The following is a 19,091-nucleotide window of genomic DNA, read 5'->3' on the forward strand; positions in this document are numbered from 1 at the left end:
GCAACGCGGCAGATGGCGTCTTTTCAGCCCTTGATGGCGTTAATCTTCTCCAAGAGGAATTTTTCCAGGTCGCGGCGGTCCTTGCGCAGGCGGACCAGTTCGGATTCCAGGACCGAGAGCTTTTCGCGCAGCCCCTCGTTCTCCTGGCGCAGGCTCTGGATCTCGGCCGCATCGGCCAAGTTCTCGGGCGGCGGCAGGGCGGGCGTCTCGCGCAGCGTCGCGATGGTCTCGCGCAATTCCCTGATGATGGCGTCCTGGTCGGCCAGCCGCGCCTCGCAAAAACCGCTGGCCTGTCTCAGCCCATCCATCTCCCTTGTCTGGCGTTCCACGGCCCGGTCGGCCGCGTCGAGGCGGTCGATGAGGTCGCCGATGCCATCGCCGCTGGCCATGCGCATGGCCTCGCCCAGCTTCTCGCCGATGACCTTGGCGATCTCCAGGCCCACGGCGGCCGCGATCTGGGCCGTGCCCTCCAGCACCGGCTGCATCTGCTGCAAGGGGGCGGAAGGGTGCTGCGGACCATGGACGGGTACGGCCTCGCGCGCCGGATCGATGTTCAGCGGATAGTGGGTCGCAAGCTCGGCCTTGACGTCGCGGGTGGTGTGGCCGAGCTTGAGCATTTCAGAGATGGTGCGAAAAATATCCAAAGATTCCGGCCTGAAGCGGCGCTGTCGCCCCCGCCCGACAATTGGCAGGAATTCAGAGAAGCGGTTCTTCCAATAGTGCAGGGTTGACTCGGGGATGTTCAATTCCCGTGAGATCACGGCGATGGAAAGCAGCTTCTTCGCGGTCACGACGCCTCGCTTGGGCCTGTGATGCTCAGGGCGGCCGGGCAACCTGTTGCGTGTCGCCCGCCTGCAAACGGCCGCCCAAGATGGATGCACTCCCGACGTTTCTAGGGCGGGGGGCCGCGAACGTCAAGACTGACGGGAAGATGGAGCGCAATCGTCACGGATCGCCCAGCCGCTTTTCCATGGCCGCGGCCGGACCGTAATACTGTTCGTAATAGGCGTCGTCCGGGCGAATCACGCCGAGCCTGCGCTCGGCCAGATAGCGTGCCAGAAGCCCGACCACGTGTCCCACGTTGGCGAAAAAGCCCTCGCGCCTCCAGCGCCTGCCGGAGGCCGTCACCCCGCGCGGCAGAAACAGGCACGGCCCCATCTCCTTCAGGCGCAGCGAAAGCTCCACGTCCTCCATGAGCGGCAGTTCGGGAAAGCCTCCAGCGTGGTTGAGGGCCTCGCGCCGCGCGAACTGCATCTGGTCGCCGAAGGCGATGCCCGCCGCAATCACCCGCAGGTTGTTCAGGCCCGCGATCAGGCGCGTGGGCGGCGAGGAATTGCCGTAGCGCATGCCAACGGCCCCGCCGGGCGCGGCCGGGTTCTCGACCAGCGCCTTTTTGATGCGCGCGAACACGCCCGGCTCGGGCAGGCAGTCGGCATGTAGCACGACCAGCACGTCGCCCTTGGCGGCGCGTATCCCGGCCGCGATCTGCGTTCCCCGGCCCCTTGGCCCGGACACGACCACGGCTCCGAAACTTGCGGCCACTTCAGGGGTTTTGTCCGTTGAGCCGCCGTCCGCGACCACGATCTCGTCCACGCAGCCAGCCGCACGTACGGCGCGCAGGCACTCGGGCAGGCGCTCGGCCTCGTTCAGGGTGGGGATGATGACGGAAAGGGTGCCTGGAGGAGAGAAGCGGCGCGAGCGCTCGATCCTGCCGTCGCGAAAGACGCCGTGAAGGATGAGGAGCACGAAGGGCGCGTACGCGGCCACGGTCAGCCAGTGCCAGTTGGTGAGCAGCCCGCCCGTGGCCGTGATCCAGTTCACCGGCAAGGTCACGGCCATGCCCGCGCACAGCCACAGCCAGGCGCGCGAGGGGAACAGCGGCAGGAGCACGGCCACGGGCGCGAGATACCAGGGGTGGACCGTGGGCAGGCATAGCACGACACAGCCCAGGGAGAGCCACGCCGAGCGCATCCGGTCGTGCACCGAAAGAAAGATCGCGGCCAGCATGAGCGCGAGGATCGCGACCAGGGCGAGCGGCGTGCCGCGGCCCAGGAGCGGCCACAGCGCTTCGGCCAGCAGGCCGTTGTAATGATGGCCGCCGCCGAAGGCGACGAGCCCGGCGAAGATGCCGCCCCCGGCGTCCAGGAAGGGCAGGAAGGCCGCCAGGGGCAGAGCCGCCCACCATGCGTGGCGCAGGTTTTTGCGTGTCAGGCACATGAGGAGGACGGGCAGGGCCAGGTACTTGCTCATGACTGCCGCGCCAAGCGCCAGGAAGCCCGAGCGCTCGCGGCCGCGCTCGAAGCAGAGGAGCCCGAGCAGCAGGAAGAAGACCTGCACGGACTCGGCATGGGCGTCGCCCGCGAGAAAGAGCAGGGCCAGGGGGTTGAGCGCCCAGTAGAGGAGGCGTCCGGGCCGAAGGCCCCGGCCGTGGACGAGCAGCGCCAGGAGGGCGAGGCAGGCCGCGTCGAAGACGACAAGGACCGCCTTCATGGCCCACGGCTCGGGCGAAAGCGCGGCCGCGCCGCGAAAGACGAGTTCGAGCAGCGGCGGATAGATGGCCGGTATTTCGCGCCAGAACACGCCGCCCCAGACCTCGGGATGGGCCAAGGCCAGGGGCGTCAGCTCGGCCGCGTCCGGGGCCAGGAGGTAGGGGTTTTCCCCGGCGAGCTGGACCAGCCCTTCCCAGACGTAGCGAAAGACGTCGGCGTCCACGGGCGCGGGCAGCCACAGCGCGCGAAAGGCCAGCCCCAGGCCCACGGCCAGGATGAGCCCTGCCCGGCCCTTGACGCGAAAGGACCGGGCCAGCGGCCAGACCAGGAGCACGCAAAGGGCGTAGAGCAGCGCGAAGAGCGGCGCGGCGCGGCCGCCCGGCATCAGGGAAAGGGCCACGAGCCAGGCCTGGCCGAGCGAGAAGAGCGTGAGCCAGAGCCAGAAGGTCAGGCGCACGGCCGATTCCGGATGCGTTCCATGCTTGAACGATAGCCCGCATGCGGCCGGGCTTCAAGGACTGGCCGGGGCGATGAGGCCGGATTCGCCGCCCATACCCCTTGCCAGGAACACGAAACATCTTATGTATCGTTGTTGTTTGACCGACCATTGAGATTTTTCATCACGCGCAAGGAGGACGACATCCGCATGAGCACCGAAACCGGTTCCTTCGCCTTCAAGGCGGAGGTGCGCCAGCTTCTCGACATCCTGGTCCACTCGCTTTACGCCAGCAAGGAGATATTCCTGCGCGAGCTGGTCTCCAACGCCTCGGACGCCCTGGACAAGCTGCGCATCGAGCAGTTGCGCGGGGCAAGTCTCGACGACCTGCCACTTGAAATCCGCATCCGGGCGGACAAGGACGCCAAGACCCTGACCGTCACGGACACGGGCATCGGCATGACCCGCGACGAGCTGATCGCGAACATCGGCACCATCGCCCATTCCGGCACCCGCGAGTTCGTCTCGCGCCTGGCCGAGACCGCGGACGCCGAGAAGGCCAAGTCCATCATCGGCCAGTTCGGCGTGGGCTTTTATTCCGTGTTCATGGTCGCGCGCGAGGTGAAGCTCACCACCCGGTCGTTCGCCGAGGGCGAGCCCGCCTGGATCTGGACCTCGGACGGCAAGGGCGAATACGCCATCGCTCAGGCTGAAGGCGCGCCGCGCGGCACGAGCATCGAGATCGCGCTGCGCGACGAGGACCTGGAATACGCCGATCCCGCGCGGCTTAAGGAGATAATCACCCGCCACTCCGGGTTCCTGGGCCACCCCATCTTCGTCAACGACGAGCGCGTGAACACCGTGCCCGCCATCTGGCGCGAGCCCAAGTTCCAGATCAAGCCCGAGCAGTACGCCGAATTCTACAGGCACCTGACCTACGACACCGAAGACCCGCTTGAGACCATCCACGTCACGGCCGACGCGCCCATCCAGTGGACCGCGCTGCTTTTCGCGCCCAAGGCCAACCGCGACCTGCTGCTCGGCTCGTACCAGGGCCAGCAGGGCGTGGACCTCTACGTCAGGCGCGTGCTGATCCAGCACGGCAACAAGGACGTGCTGCCCGAGTACCTGGGCTTTTTGCGCGGCGTGGTGGACTCCGAGGACCTGCCCCTGAACGTGGCCCGCGAGACCTTGCAGGAGAACCGGGTTTTGCGTGCCATCAGCAACGCCGTGACCAAGCACGCGCTCTCGCACCTGAAGAAGGCGGCCGTGGACAGGCCCGAGGCCTACGCGGACCTGTGGCGCGAGCACGGCAAGATCCTCAAGCTCGGCTACAGCGACTACGTGAACCGCGAGGCCTTCTCCGAGCTTTTGCGCTTCAACTCCTCGGCCTGCGAGGACGAGAAGGGCCTCGTCTCCCTCGACGAGTACGTCTCGCGCATGAAGGAAGGACAAGTAGACATCCACTACATCTCCGGCCCCTCGCGCGAGGCCGTGACCGCCAATCCCCAGATCGAGTTCCTGCGCCGCAAGGGCGTGGAGGTGCTCTACCTCTACGAGCCCATCGACGAGTTCGTCATGGAGAGCGTGGGCGAGTTCAAGGGCAAGGCGCTCACGCCTGCCGAGCGCGCTGACGTGGCCGTTCTGGAGAAGCTGCCCGACGAGGCCGGGGATGAGTCGGACAAGCCCGCCGAGCTTTCCGAGGACCAGGCCCTGGCCCTGCCCGCGCTGCTTTCGCGCATGAAGGAGGTGCTGGGCGAGCGCGTCACCGAGGTGCGCGAGTCGCGCCGCCTCAAGGATTCGCCCGTGGTCCTGGTGGCTCCGGACGGCCAGCCCACCACCGGCATGCACAAGATCATGCGCCTCATCACCAAGGACGAGTCGCTGCCGCAAAAGGCCATGGAGATCAACACCGGCCATCCGGTGATCCGCGACCTGCTCGCCGTGGCCGCGAAAAAGGCCGACGACCCGTTCATCGAGCTGGCCGCCTGGCAACTCTACGAGTCGGCCATGCTCCAGGAGGGGTATCTGCAGGACCCCCACGCCCTGGCCGAGCGCATGCGCAAGACCCTGGCTGCGGCCAGCGACCTTTACGCCCGGAAATAGTCTGCTGACGGACCGTTGAAATGACGTCATCTGCGGCGTTGCCGCGAAAGCGCCGGCCCCTCGTGTATGTTCAATACACGTCGGGACCGGCGCTTTCTTGCGCCTTGCATCTGACGCCATTTGAACGGTCCGTGGGTGCGGGGCGTATCACCGCCGCACGGGGATGGCTTTGCCAACGATGGTTCCATTGCGAATCGCGGGGTCCAAGGGGCTCAGCCCCCTCCAGGCGACCCTGTTTTTAGATTGCCCTTCCCGGTTTCATAGACCGCTCAAAAAGTGCCAGATGCAAGGCGCAAGAAGAATCCAGGCCCGACGCGTATTGCCAATACGCGAGGGTCTGGATTTTTTGCAGCAACGCAGCAGATGGCGTTTTTTCAGCGGTCTGGGCTTGCTGTCCAAGCACCCTTCGCGCTACCACCCCCGCATGCCCGAGCACTCCTTCTCCCACGGCGGCCACATCCGGGCCCTGGCCCAGCGCGCTGGTCGCAATCCATCGGAAATCCTCGACTTCTCGGCCAGCATCAACCCGCTCGGGCCGCCTGCGTGGCTTCGTTCCGTGGTCGCGGGCAGCCTCTCGCAGGCCGTGCACTATCCCGACCCCGAGGCCCTGACCCTGCGCGAGGCCGCGGCCGCGCTCCACGGCGGCGGGGCGGAGGAATACCTAGCCGGAAACGGCGTGAGCGACATCCTGTACGTCTTGCCGCGCCTGGGCGGCCACGCGCGGGCCGTGATCCCCGTGCCCGCCTACGGCGACTACGAGCGCGCCGCGCGGCTGGCCGGGCTCGACGTGACGCACGTGCCCCTTTCGGCCGGGAACGGCTTTCGCCTCGACCCGGGCCTGATCGAGAAGGCGCTCGCAAACGGCCCGGCCATGGTCTTCCTGGGCCAGCCCAACAACCCCACGGGCACAAGCGTCCCGCCGGGCGAACTGGCCCGCCTCGCCCAGGCCCACCCCGATTCGCTCTTCGTCATCGACGAGGCCTTTGCCGATTTCACGGCCGATCTGCCGCGCCTGGCCGGGCAGCGGCCGGAAAACATGGTCGTGCTCCTCTCGTTGACCAAGATATTCGCCGTGCCGGGCCTGCGCCTGGGCCTTGCGGCCGCGGCGCCCGGCCTGATCCGGAAGCTGGCGGATATCTCGCCGCCCTGGCAGTGCTCGACCATCGCCCAGGCAGTGGGGGCGCGCGCTCTGGCGGACCTGGAGTTTCAGCAGCGGTCGCGCACGGTGGCGCAGGAGTTCAAGGCGCATCTTCTGGGGCTGCTCGCGGCCTTCCCGGAGATCGAGGTTTTTGCGGGCGAGGCGAATTTCGTCCTTTGCCGCCTGAACGCGCCGGGCCTTGACGGGCGCGACCTGGCCGAGCGGCTTTTGCAACACGGCATCGCCATCCGCGCCTGCGATACCTTCGCGGGGCTTGACGCCTCGTGGTTCCGGCTGGCCGTGCGGCAAAAGGCCGAGAACGAGCGGCTGGCCGAGGCCCTGGGCAAGGTGTTCCGTCCGGCCGCGCGCGCCCGCGCCGCAAGGGCGCGCCGTACGCCCGCGATCATGGTCCAGGGCACCTGCTCCAACGCGGGCAAGAGCGTACTCGCGGCGGGCCTTTGCCGGATATTCGCCCGCAAGGGGCTTTCGCCGTGCCCCTTCAAGGCCCAGAACATGTCGCTCAACTCCTTCGTGACCATGGACGGCGGCGAGATGGGCCGCGCCCAGGTGACGCAGGCCCTGGCCGCCGGGCGCGAGCCCGAGGCGCGCATGAATCCGGTGCTGCTCAAGCCCAGCTCCGACACCGGCTCGCAGGTCATCGTGCTGGGCAGGCCCGTGGGCGTGATGCGCGTGGCCCAGTACGTCGCCTACAAGCCCACGGCCTTCGCGGCCGCGCGCGCGGCCTACGACGAGCTGGCCGCCACGGCCGGGGTCATGGTCGTCGAGGGCGCGGGCTCGCCCGCCGAGGTCAACCTCAAGGCCCACGACATCGTGAACATGGCCATGGCCCGCCACGCCGGGGCGCGAGTGCTGCTCGTCGCGGACATCGACCGGGGCGGCTCCTTCGCCTCGCTGGCCGGGACCATGGATTGCCTGGAGGAATGGGAGCGCGCGCTTGTGGCCGGGTTCGTGCTCAACAAGTTCAGGGGCGATGCCTCGCTGCTCGCCGGGGGCTTCGACTTTTTGCGCCTGCACACCGGCCGCGAGGTGCTCGGCGTTGTGCCCTGGCTGCCCGGCCTGGGCCTGCCCGAGGAGGATTCTGTGTCCTTCAAGCAAGGGCTGACGCTTGCCGGGAAGGAGGGGGCCGCCCTGGACGTCGCCGTGGCCGACCTGGCGCACATCTCGAACTTCACCGATCTCGACGCCCTGGCCGCCGAGCCGGACGTGCGCCTTCGCCGCGTGGCGCGCGGCCGCGACCTGGGGCGGCCCGACTGCGTGATCCTGCCCGGCTCCAAGAACACCCTGGCCGACCTCGACCGGCTGCGCGAATCGGGTCTGGCCGGGGCAGTGGCCGCGCTTCGCGGCCAGACCGTGATCGTGGGCATCTGCGGCGGTTTCCAGATGCTCGGGCAGAGCGTGGCCGACCCCTTGGGCCTTGAATCCGCGCGCGGCGTCTCGCCGGGCCTTGGGCTTTTGGACGTGCGCACGGTGCTCGCGGCCGAGAAGACCCTGGCGCGGCGCTTGGTCACGGACCTGACCACGGGCTGCGCGGTCACGGGGTACGAGATTCATCACGGTGAGACCGTTTTGGGAGAGACCGCTTCGGGGGGAACGGCTCCAGACGGGGGGGCCTCGCGGCCGTTGTACGCCGAGGACGCGGGCCTTGGCCGCGTCTCGGCCGACGGCCTGACGCTGGGCACCTATCTGCACGGCGTGTTCGACGCCGACGGCCACCGCCACGCCTTTCTCGACTTCCTGCGCCGCCGCAAGGGGCTTGCGCCGCTGCCTGCCGGGGCCCGCGCGGCCTTCGGCCTGGACGCGGCCCTGGACCGCCTCGCGGACGCGCTCGAATCGTCGCTCGACATGCAGCGCATCGAGGGTATGCTAGGAATATGAGCACGCCGCTTCTTGAATGCCGCAGGGTGCGCTTCGCGCATCCAGGCGGGCCGGACCTCTTCACGGACTTCGACTTGGCCGTCGAGGCCGGGGGCTATTACGCGGTGCGCGGGCCTTCGGGCGCGGGCAAATCCACGCTGCTGCGCCTGCTGTGCCGTCTGGAAGAGCCCGTGTCCGGCGAGATCCTGTTCCAGGGTCGGCCGCTGGCCGAATACGCCCCGCCCGAGCTTCGCCGCGCGGTCTGCCTGATCCAGCAGACGCCGCAGGTGTTTCCGGTCTCGGTGCGCGAGAACTTGCTTGTGCCCTTCACCTTGGCGGCCAACGCCTCGCTGCCACGGCCAAGCGACCAGGACCTGCTCGCCAGGCTGCACGGCTTTCGCCTCGCAGACGTGGCGCTCACGTCCCAGGCGGCTTCGCTCTCCGTGGGCCAGCGGCAGCGTTTGTGCCTGATCCGCGCGCTGTTGCTCGGGCCAAAGGCCCTGTTGCTCGACGAGCCCACCTCGGCCCTGGACCCCGAGAGCGCGGCCGTGGTCATGGCCGAGATCGCCCGCGTCAACGCCGAGGAGGGCGTGGCCGTGATCATGGTGACGCACGCCGAAGGGTTGAAAATGCCCGCGCGGGCGCGCGAGGTCCGCGTCGGCGGGGACGGCCGCAAGGGTGATCGTGAAGAATCCGTTTCACAGGCCGTTCAAAAAGCGCCAGATGCAAGGCGCTAGAAAAGTTCAAGGCCGACGCGTAGTCCAGCTACGCGAGGATTTGAACTTTTCGCGGCAACGCAGCAGATGGTGCTTTAGGGACGGCCGCAAGGAGAGCGCATGAACGCCATGCCCGCAGAAATAGGCCCGTTGCAGCTTTCGCTGGGGCTCGTCTTCGTCCTGCTCGGACTATGGGGCTCCAGGCGCTACGATCTTGGGATCGGCCGCGACCTCGTGGTGGGCACGGTGCGCACCTTTGCCCAGCTTCTGCTCATGGGCTGGCTTTTGGTGTACATCTTCCAGGCTCAGATGCTTGTGGTGGTGCTCGGCGTGTTCGTGGTCATGGTGGCCACGGCCGCGCACATCGTGCGCGGCCGGGTCAAGGACCGGCAGGTCGCGGTCGGCCTGCCGGTCTTCGCGTCCATGTTCCTGTCCTATCTCGTGGTCTCGGTCATGGTCACGGGCGTGATCGTGCAGGCTTCGCCCTGGTGGCGGGCGGAATACTTCATCCCCCTGGCGGGCATGGTCATCGGCAACTCCATGAGCGCCCTGGCCCTGGCCCTGGAGCGCCTGCTCTCGGAATTGCGCGACAAGCGCGAGCGGGTGGAGATGCTGCTCTCGCTCGGGGCCTCGCCCGCCGAGGCCAGCCGCGACGCGGTGCGTGCGGCGCTTCGCGCGGGCATCATGCCCTCCATCAACTCCATGATGGGCGTGGGCATCGTCTTCATCCCCGGCATGATGACCGGTCAGATCCTGGCCGGGGCCGACCCCAGGGACGCCATCAGCTACCAGATCGTGGTCATGCTCATGCTGGTGGGCTCTACGGTGCTCGGCAGCCTGTTCACGGTGCTGTGGGTCCGACGCTCGTGCTTCGGGCCGGGCGGCGCGCTTGTGCTTCGCCCGCCTACGGCTTGAAGCTGCAGCTTTCCAAAGCCTTCTTGGCCAGCCCGCCGCCCGCCTGCTCGTACATGTTGTAAGCCGCGCAGATGTTCAACTCGGCCAGTTCCTCAACCTCTTCGGGGTAACGGGCGATGGCCGCCACATGGCACTCGAAGCCCAGGTTGCGCAGTTGCTTGGCCGCGAACACGTTGCCATGGTGGTTGGGCATGGCCAGGATGACCAGTTCGAGCGCCGCGTCGGCCTTGATCTTCAGCCAGAATTCCGTGTCGCAGGCATCGCCCAGGATCACGCGGCGGCCGTCGGCGCGGTTGAAGTCCACCCGCTCGGGCGCGTGCTCCACGCCGACCACGGCCCGGCCGTAGGTCTTGACCAGTTCGTCGTAGGCCCCGCTGCCGATGCGGCCCATGCCGAAGATCAGGGCCTTGGCCCCGGCCACGTCGATGGGCGCGTCGTGCGGATGGCAGTAGGCGCACTCGAAGCGCTTGAGCCAGGAACTCATCCAGCGGTAGACCCGCTCCGACGAGGTGCTGAAGGGCGAGGCCACGGCGAAGGACAGGCTCACGGTCATGGCCATGACGAGCAGCCACTCGGTCGGCAGCAGGTTCTGGCCCACGGCGATGGCCGTGACGATGAGCCCGAACTCCGAGTAGTTGGCCAGCGAGAGCGTGGCGAACAGGCTGGTGCGCGAGCGCAGTCCGAAGCGGCTGATGATGAGATGGTACAGGCCGCACTTGAAGGGCAAGAGCAGGCACAGGAGCGCGGCCGCGAGGAGCATATCCCAGGTGGGCAGGCCAGCCATGCCGATGGACAGGAAGAAGCCCACGAGCATCAGTTCCTTGAAGCCGAACAGGGCCTTGGAAAGCTCGGAGGCGCGCTTGTGCCCGGCCACGAGCACGCCCACGACCAGCGCTCCCAGGTCCGGCTTGAGCCCGACCAGGGAGAAGCCCTCCGCGCCCACGCCCAGGGCGATGAACAATCCGCAGAGGATGAACAGTTCGCCGCGTCCCGCCATGTCCAGAAAACGGAAGAGCACGGGTCGAAGCAGCGGCAGGGCGAGGACCGAGAGGGCCCACAGGCTCGGCAGCTTGCCTTCCGAGGCGCTGAGGAAGAGCACGGCGAAGAGATCCTGCATGATCAGGATGCCGATGGCGATGCGGCCGTAGAAGGCCGTCAGGTCGCCCTTGTCTTCCAGCACCTTGACCGCGAAGACCGTGCTCGAAAAGGACAGGGCGAAGCCCAGGATGAGCATGGTCTGCCAGGACATGTCGAGCAGCGGCGTGGTCAGCCAGTGCTGGCCGAGCAGGAGCGCGCCCGTGATGAAGGCCGTGGAGAGCACGATGTGCGACGTGGCGCTGGCCCATATCTCGGGCTTGAGCAGCCCCTTCACGTCGAGCTTCAGGCCGATGGAGAAGAGCAGCAGGGTGATGCCCAGGTCCGCCACCGTGTCCAGGCCAGCGGGAGTGGCGAGTCCGGCCATGTGGTAGACGAACCCGGCCAGCAAAAAGCCGACCATGGGCGGCAGGCCCACGCGGGTCAGGATCAGGCCGAAGGCGAAGGCGAAACTGATGAGGATGACGAGCATGCGCCGCGCGGCCTATTTCGTGAGCGCCGCGCCGATGCGCTGCATGGCCGCGTCGAGCGTTGCGTCGTCCAGGGCGTAGGAGATGCGGATGCAGCGGTCGTCGCCGAACGCGCTGCCCGGCACCAGGGCCACCGAGGCCTCCTCCAGGAGCTTTTCGCACAGCGCGGCCGAGTTCGGCGTCTCCTCGGTGTAGAGCGCGCTCACGTCGGGAAAGGCGTAGAACGCGCCGTCGGGCGTGGGGCAGACCGCGCCGGGCCACGACGCGATGTGCTTCATGACCAGATCGCGGCGGCGGGCGAAGGCCGTCTTCATCTCCTCCACGATGTCCCACGGCCCGGTCAGGGCGGCCAGGGCCGCCTTCTGGGTGATGGAGCAGACGTTGGAGGTGGATTGGCCCTGGATGGTGTTCATGGCCTTGATGAGGAGGGGGTGCGCCAGGCACCAGCCCACGCGCCAGCCGGTCATGCAGAAGGTCTTGGAGAGCGCGCCGATGATGGCGAAGTTCTCGGGATGCTTGGCCCACCAGCCTGAGAGCGTCACGGGCTTGGCCGGGGCGAAGACGAGGCGGTCGTAGACCTCGTCGCTGACGACGAAGACTCCGCGCCTGACGGCCCAGGCCGCGATGGCGTCGAGCTGCTCCTGGGTGTGGCAGCAACCCGTGGGGTTGGAGGGCGAGTTGAGGATCACGGCGCGGGTGCGCGGCGTCCAGGCCGCCTCCAGGTCGCTCGCGTCCACCAGATAGTTTTTCTCCGGTCCGGCGGGCACGGTGACGCACGAGGCGTCGGCCAGGGCCACCATGTCCGGGTAGCTGACCCAGTAGGGCGCGGGCAAAAGCACCTCGTCGCCCGGATCGAGCAGGGCCAGGAAGAGGTTGTAGAGCGCCTGCTTGCCGCCGTTGCAGATGATGACCGATTCCCTGGGCGCGCCAACGCCGTAGAATCGCTCGTAGTAGCCCGCGGCCTTCTCGCGCAGTTCGGGAATGCCCGGCACGGGCGTGTAGCGGGTGAAATTCTGGTCGATGGCCGCCTTGGCGGCCTCGCGGATGTGATCGGGCGTGGGGAAGTCCGGCTCGCCCACGGCCAGGCTGACCACGGTGCGGCCCTGGGCCTTCAGCTCCTGGGTTTTGGCGTTGATGGCCAGGGTGACCGAGGGGGTGATGCGGGCGAGGCGCTGCGCGCGGCGCATGACGGGCTCCTTGGGCTTTGTTCGCGGCTGCGGGCGGGGCCGGAGTCCGGCCGGGCGCGCGGGCGCGCAAGGGTTCGGGTGCGGAAAACAGCGCCCTGGTGATAAGCCGAAAAACTCCCGGCCGTAAAGGGGCTGAACAGCGGATTTGTGGCCCGGCCGGGCAATGATTGCCAAGCGCGGGCCAGGGCCGTATGTTCGGGCCATGTCGTCCGCCAAGGCTTTTCTTGCGCCTGCCGAGCGCGCCGAGTTCCTGGCCTTCCTGCGCCGCCACGCGCCCACTTGGGCCTACGGCCAGGAGGAGCCGCGCACCCAGGCCGGGTTCGCCGGGCTCTTCGCGCGTCTGGCGTCGTCCGCGCCGCTGTTCGGGGCCATGCGCCGGGCCGTGGCCCTGTGGGCCTTCCTGTCGCGGCCGCTCGATACGCAGGCCGCGGCCCTCGCGCGTGAGGCCGAGACGGCCGCGCCGTTTCTCTCGCCCGCGCAGCTCGGCCTGCTTTCGGCCTGCGAGCGCGCCTTCTCGGGCCATGTCCCGGACGAGTTGCGCGTGGTGCTGCACGATCCCGAGCCCGATCTGCTCGTGCGGCTGCTCGTGCCGCTTGTGGCCGCGAAGCGCGGCCACGCTCCGGCCTGTCTGGCCGCATCGTGGCCAACGCTCCTGCGCCTGGGCTCGCCCGAACTCGCGCGCGACCTGGTGCGGGCCTGCGACTTCGGCCCCGGCGCTGACGCGCTTCGCCCGCGTCTCATGGCCGAGATATCCTTTCATTACGATCCGCCTGAAACCGCCCTGGCCGCGCTTTCGGACCTGGGCGGAGAATGGGGGCCGTGGGCCGCGCAGCGCCGGGCCGAGTGCCTGGCCGCGCTGGGCGAGACGGCCAAGGCCGCGCGCCTCTACGCGGAATTGTGGCGCGACAACCCCTGGCACGTGAACCTTGCGCTTCGCCTGCACACCCTGCGCGCGCCAAAGCCCGCGCTGCCCGACCCGGCCAGGGACGAAGCGGCGGTGTGCCTGTATTCGTGGAACAAGTGCGATCTCTTGCGCGCCACGCTCAAAAGCTTGGCCGCCTCGCGGCTTGGGGCCGCGCGCGTGCTCGTGCTCGACAACGGCTCCACGGACGGCACGGCCGAGATGCTGCGCGAGATGGCCCCGCGTTTCGCCGAAGGCTGTTTCGGCCACGTTTCGCTTCTGGTCAACGTGGGCGCTCCGGCGGCGCGCAACTGGCTGCTCACGCTGCCCGAGGCGGCGAATGCCCGCTGGGCGGCCTTCGTGGACGACGACGTGATCCTGCCCCCGGATTGGCTGGCCCGGCTGCTGGCCACGGCCAGAAACGCGCAGGCGCGGGGGTTTCGGCCCGGAGCCGTGGGCTGCCGCATCACCGAGGCCACGGCCCCGTTCGGGCTGCAATCGGCCGACTATCACCTCTTTTTGCCGCCGCCCCGGGAAAAGGGCCAGGAGCCGCTTGCCGAGCGCATCGGCGTCTTCGACAACTGCGCCGGGCAGCTCGACGCCGGGCTTTTCTCCTACGTGCGGCCGTGCCTGTCGGTCTCGGGCTGCTGCCACCTGATCTCGCGCGAGGCGCGCGAGGCCTCGGGCGGCTTCGACGTACGCTTCACGCCGACCCAGTTCGACGACCTGGAGCGCGACATGCGCTCGACCCTGGCGGGCTTCCCGAGTCTTTACGACGGCGGCCTGGCCGTGCGCCACGTGCAGCACGCGAGCCTGGCCCGCGCCAAGACCCCGGCGCAGGTGGCGCACATCGCGGGCAACAAGGTCAAGCTCGAAGGCAAGTACGCGGACGACGAGGTCGCGCGGCTGGCCAAGCTGGACCTGGAAGCGTGCTGGACGCACCTGGAGGCCGTGCTCGCGGACTTGGACGAGGGGCAAACATCCGGCGGAGGCGCGGCGTGAACGGGCAGTTGGTCTTCGTTTACGGGACGCTCAGGCGCGGCTTCTCCAACCACCATCTGCTCGCGGCCGCGCGGCCGCTCGGCGGGGCGCTGACCCGCGAGCGCTACGCCCTGTACCTGGGCGAGTATCCCTTCCTTTCGCGCGATCAGGCCTTGTGCCGCGTCGCGGGCGAGGTCTACGAGATATCGCAGGGCATGCTCATGACCCTGGACGCCCTGGAGGAACACCCGCGCGTCTATGAGCGCTTCGTGATCCCGGTGGTCCTGGATTCGGGCCGCGAGATCGAGGCCTGGTGCTATTTCCATCCCGCGCCGCGCGGCCGTCTCATCAGCCACGGCGATTTTTCGCGCGCGGCCCGCGAGGACTGAAGCCGTGCCGTTTCTGGGCGCGCACATGCCCACGGCTGGCGGGCTGCATCTGGCGTTTCGGCACATCATGAGCGTGGGCGGCCAGGCCGTGCAGATATTCACCCGCAACCAGCGGCAGTGGAGCGCCAAGCCCGTGAGCGACGAGGAGGCCGGGGCCTTTGCCAAGGCCTGGAAGGAATTCGGCTTGCCGCACGTCTTTTCGCACGCCTCCTACCTCATCAACCTGGCCTCGCCCGAGGACGATCTGCGCGAGAAGTCCGTGGCCGCGCTGGCGGATGAGCTGGTCCGCTGCGCGCGGCTGGGCATCCGGCGGGCGGTGCTGCATCCGGGCGCGCACAAGGGCGCAGGAATCGAGGCCGGGATTTCGCGCGTCGCTAAGGGGCTGGATGCGGCTTTCGAGCGCGCGGGCGAGGCCGCGGCCGAGGTGGGCGTGCTGCTGGAGAACACGGCCGGGGCGGGCAGCACCATCGGCGCGGACCCCGAGGAACTCGGCGCGATCGTCGCGGCCGCGCGGCATCCGGAGCGGCTCGGCGCGTGCTGGGATACCTGCCACGGCTTCGCGGCCGGACACGACCCGCGCACGCGTGCGACGTGGGACGCGGTCATGGACAGGATTTCCGCGTCCGTGGGGCTCTCGCGGCTGGAGCTTTTGCATCTGAACGATTCCAAGACGCCGCTTGGCGGCCGGGTGGACCGGCACGAGCACATCGGCGAGGGCGAAATCGGCCGCGCGGGCTTTGCCGTGATCCTGAACGACCCGCGCCTGGCGCACCTGCCCATGACCCTGGAGACGCCCAAGGGCAAGGACCTGGCCGAGGACCGCCGCAACCTGATGACGCTGCGGGGGCTTATGAAAGGGGGCCGGAAGGCGCGTTAGGCCCCCTGCCTCCCCCGCGTGAAGAGGAACGCCCCGGCCAGGGCCGTGAAGGGCGCGACCGTGATCAGCCCGAAGCTGCCCACCAGGGTGTTGAAGACCTCGGCCGCCACGTAGCTCATGTTGAAGAGGTTGGCCATGGGCACGCCCTGGGCCATGAAGACCATCAAAAGCGTCATGTAGCTGGCCGAATAGGCCAGGAGCAGCGTGGTGGTCATGGTGCCCGTGACCGCGCGGCCCACGGCGAAGCCAGCGCGAAGCGCCCCGGCGAAGCCGATGTCGGGCTTGGCGCGGACCACCTCGTCCTGGGCCGCGGCCACGTCCATGGAGAGGTCCATGACCGCGCCCGCCGAGGCCAGGAAGATGCCCGCGAGGAAGATGCGCGAGAGGTCGAGGTGGGCGAAGCCGGTGTACAGGAGCGACTCGGAGAAGGGCCGGATGGCCCCGTGCAGCTTGAACTCCGGCGCGAAGACCAGAGCCAGGGCGCAGGTCGCGGCCACGCCGAGCATGGCCCCCAGGAAGGCCACCATGCCCTTGCGGTTCATGCCGCCCACCAGGAAGATGATCGCGGCCGTGATGGCAGTGACCAGGCCGAGCGTGGCGTAGATGGGGTCGTGCCCCCTGAGCATGGCCGGGATGAGCAGCTTCCAGATGGCCAGGGCCGTGAAGAGGAAGGAGAGCAGGGCCTTGGCCCCGGTGAAGCCGCCGAACGCCAGGAGCAGCGCCGCGAACAGGCAAAGGAGCCAAAGCTCGGTGTCCAGGCGGTAGTGGTCCTGCGGGTTGACCCGGCCGATTTCGCCGAGCTCGTCGCGGGTGATCACGGCCAGGGCGTCGTCGCCGGGCGCGAAGATCTTGTCCAGTTCGAGCTTGCCGGTGAGCAGGTTCTCGCCCGTCACCACCCGGCCCGTGAACGGCCCCTCGGCGATCTTCATGGTCACGGCCTGCGCGCCCAGGCGGATCATGCCGTACTGCTGCACGAGGGTGTCGTCCACCTCGATCACGTGCGCGCGGGCGCGAAGGGCCGTCTGGTCGCCGCGTTCCTCGAAGCCGGTGGGCATGCGCCAGAGCGCGGCCGTGAGCACGGCGAAGAGCAGACACAGGAGAACGTCGCGGCGGGTGCTTTTGAAATCGAACACGGTGGGTGCTCCCATGAAGATGCGGGACGGCGGCCTACAGCCGCCGCCCCAGGCTGCTGAAAAAGTTCCATCCGCTGCGTTGCCGCGAAAGCGCCGGACCCTCGCGTATGTCATTATACGCATCGGCCCCGGCGCTTTCTTGCGCCTTGCATCTGGGCCTTTTTGAGCAGCCTGCGCAAAGTGGTTTGTTAAGCAGCGGGGGCGGCGGCATGCGGCCGCCGCCCCCGCCGGACGGATGTGATGCGTTTTAGTTGGCGGCCAGGGTCACGGGCTCGGTGGCGATGCCCAGGACCGAGCAGAACTTCTTGAAGAGGTCGGTGTTGTCGTAGTAGCCGCCGAAGGTTTCCGCGGCCAGACCCACGGCCGCCGTGGCCACGGGCACGCCGGTGTGGGAGTAGGTGGTCCAGCCAAGACCCGCCTTCTGGTTCAGGATCTGGGTCAGGCTCACGGCCAGGGGGTCGTAGCCGCCGTAGAGACGGTAGGTCATCTCGTCCTTGGATTTTTCGGTCTCGCCGCCCATGGAGCGGTTGAAGGCCTCCTTCAGCATGGCGATCTCGAAGTCCTTGAGCACGGTGCGGTCGGCCGCGGCGTCGCCCTCGAACTTGAGGCCGAAGTTGGCGGTGATGATGGGCTTCATGTCCTCGAAGTTGAAGTTCCCGCCACACTTGGCGCGGTAGTCCTTGAGGACGACGTCGGTGAAGTGTTGGAAGGAGACCTTCTGGCCCTGGAGCACGGTGAAGAAGTTGTCGTACTTGGTGCCCGCGAAGCCCACGGTCAGGCCGCCGGTCTCATGGTCGCCGGTGACCACGATGAGGGTTTCCTTGGGGTGCTTTTTCATGAACTTCACGGCTTCGGCCACGGCCTCGTTGAAGGCCACCAGGTCGCCGATGGCGGCCATGGCGTCGTTGGCATGGCAGGCCCAGTCGATCTTGCCGCCCTCGACCATCATGAAGAAGCCCTTTGGGTTGTCGAGAAGCTCGATGCCCTTGGCCGTGAACTCGGCCAGGCTGATGTCGTTCGGGGTGTAGTCGATGGCGTAGGGCAGCGCGTTGCCGTCGGGCAGGCGGTCGTTCATGGCCATGACCTTGCCGGACTTGGGGGTGAGCTTCTGGAGTTCGGCCCGGCCGCTGACCACCGAGTAGCCCGCGCCCTTGATGGCCTCGAAGGCGTTGCCCTTGGGGGCCTTGGACTTTTTGCCATCGGGGTCGATCAGTCCGCCGCCCGCGAAGTAGTCGAAGCCGCTCGTGGCGATCTGGTGCGAAATCTCGTGATATGCGTTGCGCGATTCGGAGACGGCGTAGAAAGCGGCCGGGGTGGCGTGGTCCAGCGAGACGCTGGAGACGATGCCCACCTTCATGCCCTTGTCCTTGGCCATGGAGGCGAAGTTCCGGTAGGGCTTCTTGTTCGCGTCCACGCCGATGCCCGCGTTGTAGGTCTTCACGCCCGAGGCGATGGCCGTGCCCGCGGCCGCGGAGTCCGTGATGGCGGTCTCGGCGGAGTAGGTGGTGGTGATGCCCTGCACCGGGAAGGTGGACATGAGGAGCTTGTCCTCGCCCATCTTGCCCTGGCTGGCCGCGAACAGGAACTGGGCCGCCGAGAGTTGGGGCAGACCCAGGCCGTCGCCGATGAAGAGGAAGACGTACTTGGGCTTCTCCTTGCCCGAGTACAGGGTGGTTCCGGCGAAGGCGCCGGAACAAAGAGCAAGGGTCAGGGCCAGAAGGGCGGCTAGGGTCACGGCCGTCCTGCGCAAGAATGCGTTCGTCATGATGTTGGTCCTCCGGTCAGGGGGTTTTGGGGGGAAACCGCAGGAGTGACATCGCCGGGCGCGGTGACGCGGCCGTGACGGATGAATGAATGATTGGTGGCGGCGAGGGCCTGCTGTTGCAAGCCCTCGCCACGATTGCCGTTTTTTGTGAAGCGCGGGCCTATTTTTTCCGTGGGCTGCCCACGGTCTTCACCGAAGCGAGTTTTTCCCAGTCGTAATAGGTGTTTGCAGGCTCACCATGCTCTTCCGAGATGACACGCAGATAGGTGTCGTAGATTTCGAAGACCACATCGCCGGACAGAGGCCTGCCGTCACCGTTGAATTCGATGGCGTAGCCGGGGCGAATTTTCCGCGAGAGGCCCAGGTGCGGCATGGAGGCGTACTCCACGACCTTGATCCAAATGTCTTTCATCGAGATGCTCCTTGTAAGGCAGGATATTGTTTTTCCATCTTTGTCATTAGTAGCTCTATTTTTTGGATTAAATCAAGATTAAATTAGTATTTTTGTCAAAAATTTTGGCTTCTGTGCGGTTGTGGAGCTTCGCCTCCAGTGAACTTGACAGCGGCGACGCAAAGCGCGAGACATTAAAGTAGGTAGGTGAATTTCACGTATCGAAA

14 protein-coding genes are annotated in these 19,091 nt (G+C 67.6%); 7 read left to right on the forward strand and 7 right to left on the reverse strand.

The genetic code is table 11. The annotated features are described in order from the left end of the window. Positions 1 to 23 precede the first annotated feature (23 nt). Both DSAT_RS00005 and DSAT_RS00010 read right to left on the reverse strand, forming a co-directional pair. Complete coding sequence (locus DSAT_RS00005; protein WP_020885507.1) at positions 24 to 791, reverse strand: MerR family transcriptional regulator; 768 nt, start codon at positions 789 to 791, stop codon at positions 24 to 26. 154 nt (positions 792 to 945) lie between these two features. Further along, positions 946 to 2,946: a TIGR04283 family arsenosugar biosynthesis glycosyltransferase gene (locus DSAT_RS00010; protein ID WP_020885508.1), complete on the reverse strand. Its 2,001-nt coding sequence runs from the start codon at positions 2,944 to 2,946 to the stop codon at positions 946 to 948. Positions 2,947 to 3,135: 189 nt separating this feature from the next. Between DSAT_RS00010 and htpG the strand changes: the two genes are divergently transcribed. The 4 genes from htpG (at position 3,136) to DSAT_RS00030 (ending at position 9,675) form a co-directional block, all read left to right on the forward strand. Then, positions 3,136 to 5,031 carry a molecular chaperone HtpG gene (htpG, locus tag DSAT_RS00015; RefSeq protein ID WP_020885509.1) on the forward strand — a complete coding sequence of 632 codons (1,896 nt, stop codon included), beginning with the start codon at positions 3,136 to 3,138 and terminating at the stop codon, positions 5,029 to 5,031. A gap of 424 nt (positions 5,032 to 5,455) precedes the next feature. Further along, positions 5,456 to 8,065, forward strand: a complete 2,610-nt coding sequence (locus tag DSAT_RS00020) for a cobyric acid synthase (RefSeq protein WP_040370425.1) — start codon at positions 5,456 to 5,458, stop codon at positions 8,063 to 8,065. Next, the gene (locus DSAT_RS00025) at positions 8,062 to 8,781 is read left to right on the forward strand and encodes an ABC transporter ATP-binding protein (RefSeq protein WP_020885511.1); all 720 of its coding nucleotides are present in this window, start codon (positions 8,062 to 8,064) and stop codon (positions 8,779 to 8,781) included. The genes DSAT_RS00020 and DSAT_RS00025 overlap by 4 nt, the downstream gene beginning before the upstream one ends. 99 nt (positions 8,782 to 8,880) lie before the next feature. Further along, complete coding sequence (locus DSAT_RS00030; protein WP_020885512.1) at positions 8,881 to 9,675, forward strand: ABC transporter permease; 795 nt, start codon at positions 8,881 to 8,883, stop codon at positions 9,673 to 9,675. Here the strand turns inward: DSAT_RS00030 and DSAT_RS00035 are convergent. Together DSAT_RS00035 and DSAT_RS00040 are read right to left on the reverse strand one after the other, a co-directional pair. Then, a complete protein-coding gene (locus tag DSAT_RS00035; protein WP_020885513.1) occupies positions 9,665 to 11,242 on the reverse strand; it encodes a cation:proton antiporter domain-containing protein in 1,578 nt (525 codons plus the stop codon). The genes DSAT_RS00030 and DSAT_RS00035 overlap by 11 nt on opposite strands. Positions 11,243 to 11,254: 12 nt before the next feature. Then, positions 11,255 to 12,427, reverse strand: a complete 1,173-nt coding sequence (locus DSAT_RS00040; RefSeq protein ID WP_020885514.1) for a pyridoxal phosphate-dependent aminotransferase — start codon at positions 12,425 to 12,427, stop codon at positions 11,255 to 11,257. Positions 12,428 to 12,590: 163 nt separating this feature from the next. Between DSAT_RS00040 and DSAT_RS00045 the strand changes: the two genes are divergently transcribed. From DSAT_RS00045 to DSAT_RS00055, 3 genes are read left to right on the forward strand one after another with little or no spacing between them, the layout of a single operon-like run. Continuing rightward, positions 12,591 to 14,330 carry a glycosyltransferase family 2 protein gene (locus DSAT_RS00045; protein ID WP_235695899.1) on the forward strand — a complete coding sequence of 580 codons (1,740 nt, stop codon included), beginning with the start codon at positions 12,591 to 12,593 and terminating at the stop codon, positions 14,328 to 14,330. Next, on the forward strand, positions 14,327 to 14,698 hold the full coding sequence (locus tag DSAT_RS00050) for a gamma-glutamylcyclotransferase family protein (RefSeq protein ID WP_020885516.1): 372 nt from the start codon (positions 14,327 to 14,329) through the stop codon (positions 14,696 to 14,698). The genes DSAT_RS00045 and DSAT_RS00050 overlap by 4 nt, the downstream gene beginning before the upstream one ends. A 4-nt stretch (positions 14,699 to 14,702) precedes the next feature. Next, a complete protein-coding gene (locus DSAT_RS00055; protein ID WP_020885517.1) occupies positions 14,703 to 15,575 on the forward strand; it encodes a deoxyribonuclease IV in 873 nt (290 codons plus the stop codon). Here DSAT_RS00055 and DSAT_RS00060 read toward each other — a convergent pair. The 3 genes from DSAT_RS00060 to DSAT_RS00070 form a co-directional block, all read right to left on the reverse strand. After that, on the reverse strand, positions 15,572 to 16,708 hold the full coding sequence (locus DSAT_RS00060) for a YibE/F family protein (RefSeq protein ID WP_020885518.1): 1,137 nt from the start codon (positions 16,706 to 16,708) through the stop codon (positions 15,572 to 15,574). The genes DSAT_RS00055 and DSAT_RS00060 overlap by 4 nt on opposite strands. Positions 16,709 to 16,955: 247 nt before the next feature. Further along, a complete protein-coding gene (locus DSAT_RS00065) occupies positions 16,956 to 18,473 on the reverse strand; it encodes an alkaline phosphatase (protein ID WP_020885519.1) in 1,518 nt (505 codons plus the stop codon). A gap of 160 nt (positions 18,474 to 18,633) precedes the next feature. After that, positions 18,634 to 18,885, reverse strand: a complete 252-nt coding sequence (locus tag DSAT_RS00070) for a hypothetical protein (RefSeq protein ID WP_020885520.1) — start codon at positions 18,883 to 18,885, stop codon at positions 18,634 to 18,636. Positions 18,886 to 19,091 lie beyond the last annotated feature (206 nt).

It is taken from the genome of Alkalidesulfovibrio alkalitolerans DSM 16529 (assembly GCF_000422245.1).
Taxonomy (GTDB): Bacteria; Desulfobacterota; Desulfovibrionia; order Desulfovibrionales; family Desulfovibrionaceae; genus Alkalidesulfovibrio; species Alkalidesulfovibrio alkalitolerans.